The sequence below is a fragment of the Okeania sp. SIO2B9 genome (assembly GCF_010672505.1).
Classification (GTDB): Bacteria; Cyanobacteriota; Cyanobacteriia; order Cyanobacteriales; family Microcoleaceae; genus Okeania; species Okeania hirsuta.
Map to the genome: position 1 here is coordinate 1 of NZ_JAAHGK010000347.1, position 6,198 is coordinate 6,198.

Annotated in this window: 4 protein-coding genes and 1 pseudogene; 1 reads left to right on the forward strand and 4 read right to left on the reverse strand. The window is 37.8% G+C overall.

The annotated features are described in order from the left end of the window. Positions 1-60: 60 nt before the first annotated feature. The 3 genes from F6K13_RS35160 to F6K13_RS13985 all read right to left on the reverse strand — a co-directional run bounded on the left by F6K13_RS35160 (position 61) and on the right by F6K13_RS13985 (position 3,157). Positions 61-879, reverse strand: a complete 819-nt coding sequence (locus F6K13_RS35160) for a class I SAM-dependent methyltransferase (RefSeq protein ID WP_353735662.1) — start codon at positions 877-879, stop codon at positions 61-63. Positions 880-1,177: 298 nt separating this feature from the next. Further along, positions 1,178-2,869, reverse strand: coding sequence for a sodium:solute symporter family protein (locus F6K13_RS13980; RefSeq protein WP_124154936.1), 1,692 nt, complete (start codon positions 2,867-2,869; stop codon positions 1,178-1,180). Continuing rightward, positions 2,870-3,157 (reverse strand): DUF4212 domain-containing protein, encoded by a 288-nt coding sequence (locus tag F6K13_RS13985; protein WP_124146386.1) that lies wholly within the window; start codon positions 3,155-3,157, stop codon positions 2,870-2,872. A 1,472-nt stretch (positions 3,158-4,629) separates the two neighbouring features. On the opposite strand from F6K13_RS13985, the gene F6K13_RS13990 reads away from it, so the two are divergent. Beyond that, the gene (locus tag F6K13_RS13990) at positions 4,630-5,199 is read left to right on the forward strand and encodes a transcriptional repressor (protein ID WP_124146387.1); all 570 of its coding nucleotides are present in this window, start codon (positions 4,630-4,632) and stop codon (positions 5,197-5,199) included. Here the strand turns inward: F6K13_RS13990 and F6K13_RS13995 are convergent. Further along, a pseudogene (locus F6K13_RS13995) lies at positions 5,132-6,198 on the reverse strand (hypothetical protein); the annotation flags it as partial. The gene F6K13_RS13990 and the pseudogene F6K13_RS13995 overlap by 68 nt on opposite strands.

Below are 6,198 nucleotides of genomic sequence, written 5' to 3' on the forward strand. Positions count from 1 at the left end.
GACAGAATGGATCGCCAAGCGTAGTGGACACAAAAATGTCTCTCAAATGCACTATGCTCGTCAGGGAATCATCACTGAAGAAATGGACTTTGTGGCCCAACGAGAAAATCTCCCAGATTCATCTGGAAAGTTAGTCTTCTCAGCATTCTGTTGGCTAAAATGCACCCGTTTTCCTAAAGACTCTGCTCGTGCATGACTATAGCGTAATATGGCAGGAGCTAGATCGATACCATAAACTTCAGCATTTGGATAAGCATCTACATAAGGCAAAGTATTAGCACCCACTGTACAACCCATATCTAGAATTTTCCCTGGTTGAAAATTTGGGTATTGCTGCTTCAAGAATTTATGAATAACCGTCTGACCTCTGACATCACGAAGAGACTTAGGGTTTCTCATGGCAACATAAACTCCCAAGTCATAAATAGCACCTGCCGCTACGTCATCTTGAGTGTATTCGCTATTGTATCCTCCAGGCATACAATGGATATCTACAGCAGTTTGGTAGGTGGGAATTTTTAATTCCGGGTTTAGGGTAAGTGTTCCCAGAGGTTTTTCCCTATCTTTGGCACATTCCACCAAATTTGGTAGTTGACGTTCGACAGTAGTAATTACTGATTCCCACATCATTTCTTGGGTAATACGTTTGCAGCTACTGTACCACTTATAAGATGGTTGTTGCTGCATTTCCCGCCGAATTTCATAACGATCTTTAGGGGAACGTTGATTTTCTTTTTCAAATTGTGGTTTGACAGTCTCTTGGTAAACCAACTTTAAGTCATTTCGCATTTTTCCAAACAGATAGTTTCTGAAACTTTTAACAAAGTTTTGTCGTGCTAACTCATCGTGATTTGCTTGTGGTATCATAGTATGATTCATGTCCAGTTGAATAATTAGACTTTGGTGGAAGGAAGGCAGCTATGCTGGAGGCAGGAGGCAGAAGGTTTTCTCAAGAGTGTCACCTTAATTTTATACACGCTCCAATGCTACCGGAAATGATATGAGCTAATTTTTTGTTCATAATTTTGTCTTAGTCAGCACTTACGCACGGACACTAAGTCGAGTGAGGGCGTTTTGCTCCGCAACATATAAAGCGGAGCTTTGCGTTAGCAAATTCCATTCGCCCCTACATATTTTGCCTTCCTTCTTCCCTCTTCCCTCTTCCTTCTTCTTGAAATTAATCCAACTCTTCTTCCCCAATATCCCCAATACTAACAGGAGCTGCTACAGGCGATCGCAAATCCTCTACCATCTCTTGTATTTCCAATGGTGGTGGAGGTGTCATTCGAGAGACTACCAAAGTCACAATAAAATTTAACACCATTCCTACAGTGCCAATACCTTCAGCAGATACGCCGAAAAACCATGTCGGCATTCCAGCAAATTTGACACCAATAATATAAACAGTAGTAAACAACAAACCCGATACCATACCAGCGATCGCTCCTTCCCGGTTAGTACGTTTATCAAACACACCTAAAATAATCACCGGGAAAAAACTTGCAGCAGCTAAACCGAAAGCAAAAGCTACTACCTGAGCAACAAACCCTGGTGGGTTAACTCCAAAGTAACCAGCAATAGCAATAGCAAACCCTACCATGACTCGCCCTACCATTAACCGTCGCGACTCAGACGCCCCTGGATCGATCATTCGATAGTAAACATCATGGGCAATGGAACTGGAAATCACCAATAATAAACCAGATGCAGTAGACAAAGCAGCAGCTAACCCTCCTGCTGCCACTAACGCAATTACCCAAGGAGCAAGTTTAGCTACTTCTGGAGTAGACAAAACAATGATATCTCTGTCGATCCTAATTTCATTAGTCTCTATATCTGGAGTTAGTTGGAAACTACCATCATTATTTTTATCGGTAAATTCTAATAAACCGGTATTTTTCCACTTTGTTGCCCAGTCTAACTGTTGCACTTCCTCCAAAGTTTTGTTGTGTAAACTGTCAATTAAGTTATATCGGGCGAAAGTAGCTAAAGCAGGAGCAGTTGTATACAAAATAGCAATAAACAATAATGCCCAACCAGCAGAATATCGAGCAGCTCTTACATTAGGAACTGTGTAGAAACGAACAATAACATGAGGTAAACCAGCAGTTCCCACCATCAGCGCAATAGTGATAAACAAAACATCAAGCATACTTTTGTTAGTAAAAGCAGCACTGTATTCTTGGAAACCCAAATCTACCTGAACCTGATTTAGTTTTTCGACAATATCGCTGAAAGTAAAAGCAAATTGAGGAATGGGAATACCTGTAATAACTGTCGCAATAGCAATAGCTGGAATCAGATAAGCAACAATGAGTACAGTATATTGGGCGACTTGAGTCCAAGTGATGCCTTTCATTCCACCTAAGATGGCAAAAAAGGCAACAATAATCATCCCAATGACAACACCAGTACCAATATCAACTTGCAAAAAGCGACTGAAAACAATACCGACACCGCGCATTTGCCCAGCAACATAAGTCATAGAGACAAAGATAGCAGCAATAACTGCAACGATGCGGGCAACATTTGAGTAGTAGCGATCGCCTACAAAATCGGGTACTGTATATTTACCAAACTTCCGCAGATATGGAGCAAGTAGTAGTGCTAATAGTACAAAACCTCCAGTCCATCCCATTAGATAGATGGAACCATCATAACCCAAAAAAGAAATTAACCCTGCCATTGAAATAAATGATGCAGCAGACATCCAGTCAGCGCCAGTAGCAGCACCATTAGCAATAGCAGGTACACCTTGATCGGCGACAAAAAAACCTTTACTATCTTTAACTCGCGATCGCCATCCAATGTACAGATAACCCATGAAGGAAATAATAACGAGTATAAATGTCCAGACTTCTACAGTCATTTAGTCTCTCCTGTCAGTATTAGATTGTCGATCGAGTTTGTCCATGTTGTATTTTTTATCGAGTTTATCCATTTGAATGGCGTAAGTAAAAATTAAGATGACAAAGACATAAATTGAACCTTGTTGTGCCATCCAAAAACCCAAGGGGACACCAAAGAATTGAATTGCATTTAAGGGTTGGACTAATAAAATGCTAAAAACAATTGACACTAAAGCCCAAACTATTAGCAAGTTTCTGATTAATGCTTTGTTGGCACGCCAGTATGCTTGACGTTTTTCTTCATTCATTTTTTAAGTTGTTGATTGATTATGGATATTTTGATCGAATTTTCGGGACAAAATCTGATTAATTAGCTCTAAGAGACTGTTTGTAAAAGGAATATTAAATCTAGGCATAGTGGCGTGACACAGCTAAAATGGTGCCACCGTAACCCACCTAATATTCCGAATATTAAGCCAATATGCTTTCTTAATCTTTGCTTGTACATTCACTCTCTAAACATGGCCTTTTTTCTATAAACTAGGCAAGTTAGATTAATCCCAAGTATGTTATTAAAGCATTATTTAGTACTCCTTGGAAGTGTCATATAAAAATTAACAATTAGTCCTTAGTTGGGTGCATCTCAATTTTGAATAAAGCCAAAAAATTATCGCTTTTAGGCAACAGCTTATCTGGCAACAGGCAATAGAGAATATATAGGAAAAAAGTATTTTTGCAAATAGTGAGATGCACCCCCTCAGTTTTTGTATTTTTCTGCACTTTTATAGTTACTTTATTATTCTCTAATTATTTAGACATTTTATAAACAATTGTGCTGAGAACTTATATTATGTCCGGATAATTAGCGAGCAAAAAAACTTTCTCCTTTTCCTCCTCTTATTTCTTGCTTCTTTATTCCCTCCTGACTCGGTCCTCCTGACTTCCCCTCCTGGGAGGGGGAGGGGCGAGGGGTGGGTTGACTCCTCCCTAATTTTTTTTATAAGTAATCAACCGGACATAATATTACAGCAGAAGTAATATGAAATACGAAAAATCATATTTAGTTGTTAATAAATAATTAAATAATCTACGGATGTATAGCTTTTAGGATTTTTTTATAATTAATTAAGCAGACATAATATGAAAAGGTAGTAGTAGAAATTTTTTTATCTTTGAATTTGGCAACTACACTCCATTTAGCTCTCAGCTAATATCAAGTCTCATTAGACATCTCCAGAGAATAGGGAATAGGGAATAGGGAATAGGTATGGAGGGGGAAATAATTGATAATTTCTATACGATAATTAATTTTATTTTTGATTTTTACCAGATGTCTATTTCTGAAATAATGGTTGATTTTATATCATGTTCGGACGGGTCAGTTATAAATAAAATTTCAGAACTGACAGTACCAAATAAATACTGAAATTATCTTGAAATACTGAAATTATCTTGATTTTTCTCCTTTCTTCCCTCCTGACTCCTGACTCCTGACTCCTGACTCCTCGCTAAGTTATTTATAAGTATTCAACTGAACATGATATTACACCTGATGTTACAAATAGTTTCGCTTCTTTAAATATCAAATAATTGCCTAAAGCTATTGTCTTGTCAAAGTTTTTAGCTGATCGAATCTAACTTCTGACTTCTGACTTCTGACTTCCATGAAACGGTGTCAGCCTTGAGGCCAATTAACTCTTGCAAAAATCTCTCAATAAGTATATATTTTCTAATATGTAGTAATGCATTTATTCAGAAGCAAATCTGGGCAATCATAAAAATGGTATTCTATCAGCATGATTCACTTAAGTCTGAACTAAATCAAAGAGGTTGGCGTTTGACTCCCCAAAGGGAGACTATTTTACAAATGTTTCAACACTTACCTCAAGGTAAACACTTAAATGCAGAAGAAATATATAATCTGTTGTTATATCAACAGGAAAAAATTAGCCTTTCTACTGTCTACCGAACCCTACATCTCTTGACAAAAGTAGGTATTTTGCGGGAACTAGAATTAGCTGAAGGACACAAACATTATGAGATTAACTCCCCTAACCATCGTAAACATCATCATATAGTCTGTCTTCAATGCCATAAAACTTTTGAATTTAACGATGATTCTATAACGAAAATTAGCCAGAAACAAGCTGAAAAAGAAGGGGTCGAAATGTTAGACTGCCAATTAACAGTTCATGCTGTCTGTATAGAAGCTTTACGCAAAGGTTGGCCTGCTTTAGTACCTACCAGTTGGTCTTGCCCAAGAACTCACTTACAAAAAATGTCTAACTCAAGTTCAAATCATCAAAAGGTAAAATTGGAGGAGGAGGAGGAACTACCAAATGTTCAATAACTGTTCTATGACTCTCGCGGTTAGTTTGTACTTCGGCTGCGATCGCTTCAATTTTTATTTCTAAACAACCATAAGCAATATACAGTTCTGTAATTACCTCTACTTGCCCCATGCCATTAGGAATAAAGTCAGTTAACCAACGTGGTCCTGCAACTATTGTTTGAGCTTGGCGGTCGTAAACCCAAATCTTAACATAAATACCAGGCAAACCCTCCGGTAATTGTACTCTAACTTTTACATCTTTTCCAGCAATTACATCTTTAGCCAGTACTTCTAAATGAGGCACTGGCACTGGTTGATCGTCTGGTAAAACATAAGGTTGTCTAGAAATTGATTCATCTTCTGGTTGAGAAATATTTGCTAAATCATCATTCCATTGTTTTTCTTGCTGCTCTATTTGTTCATCTTCAACAACAAACTCTTGTGCTTCCCAATTAATTTCATCAGAATTGTCACTGGCAAGTTCTTCATCATCAACTATCGTATTTATAGAGTCACTATCTTGCAACTTATCTGTTCCAGTTTTATGTTTATCTTCTGATATATTCTCTAATTCTTCAGTTGGAGATAAAGAAGAAGCTTTCATCCATTGGGACAACTCAGAATCATTAACCAAAGAATTCAGCCGAGAAAAAAATCTATCCTCTAAATTCAAAGCCTTAAATGCCTCTTTTCTAGGAGCAAATTTTGTCGGAAAGGGAACAAGGTTTTGCTGATTTATAGAATAAACTTCCTCTTCCTCAGTAGTTTTCGACTCCGACTCCGACTCTGACTCTTCTATTTCTTCTGCTTGTAAACTTGTCCGCTCTGAAAGTTTATTTGAATCTTCCCAGACATCATCTAATTCATCTGAATCTTGAGGAGCATTTGACTTGGCCAGCAACTCATTAATCAGAGTCTTATCTTTGGCCATTGTTTCCGGTGGTGGGTTTCCAAAGGTTGGTAACTCTAGTGTTCCAGAATCTTCCTCTCCTTCAACAGGTTGATATATCTGTGGTA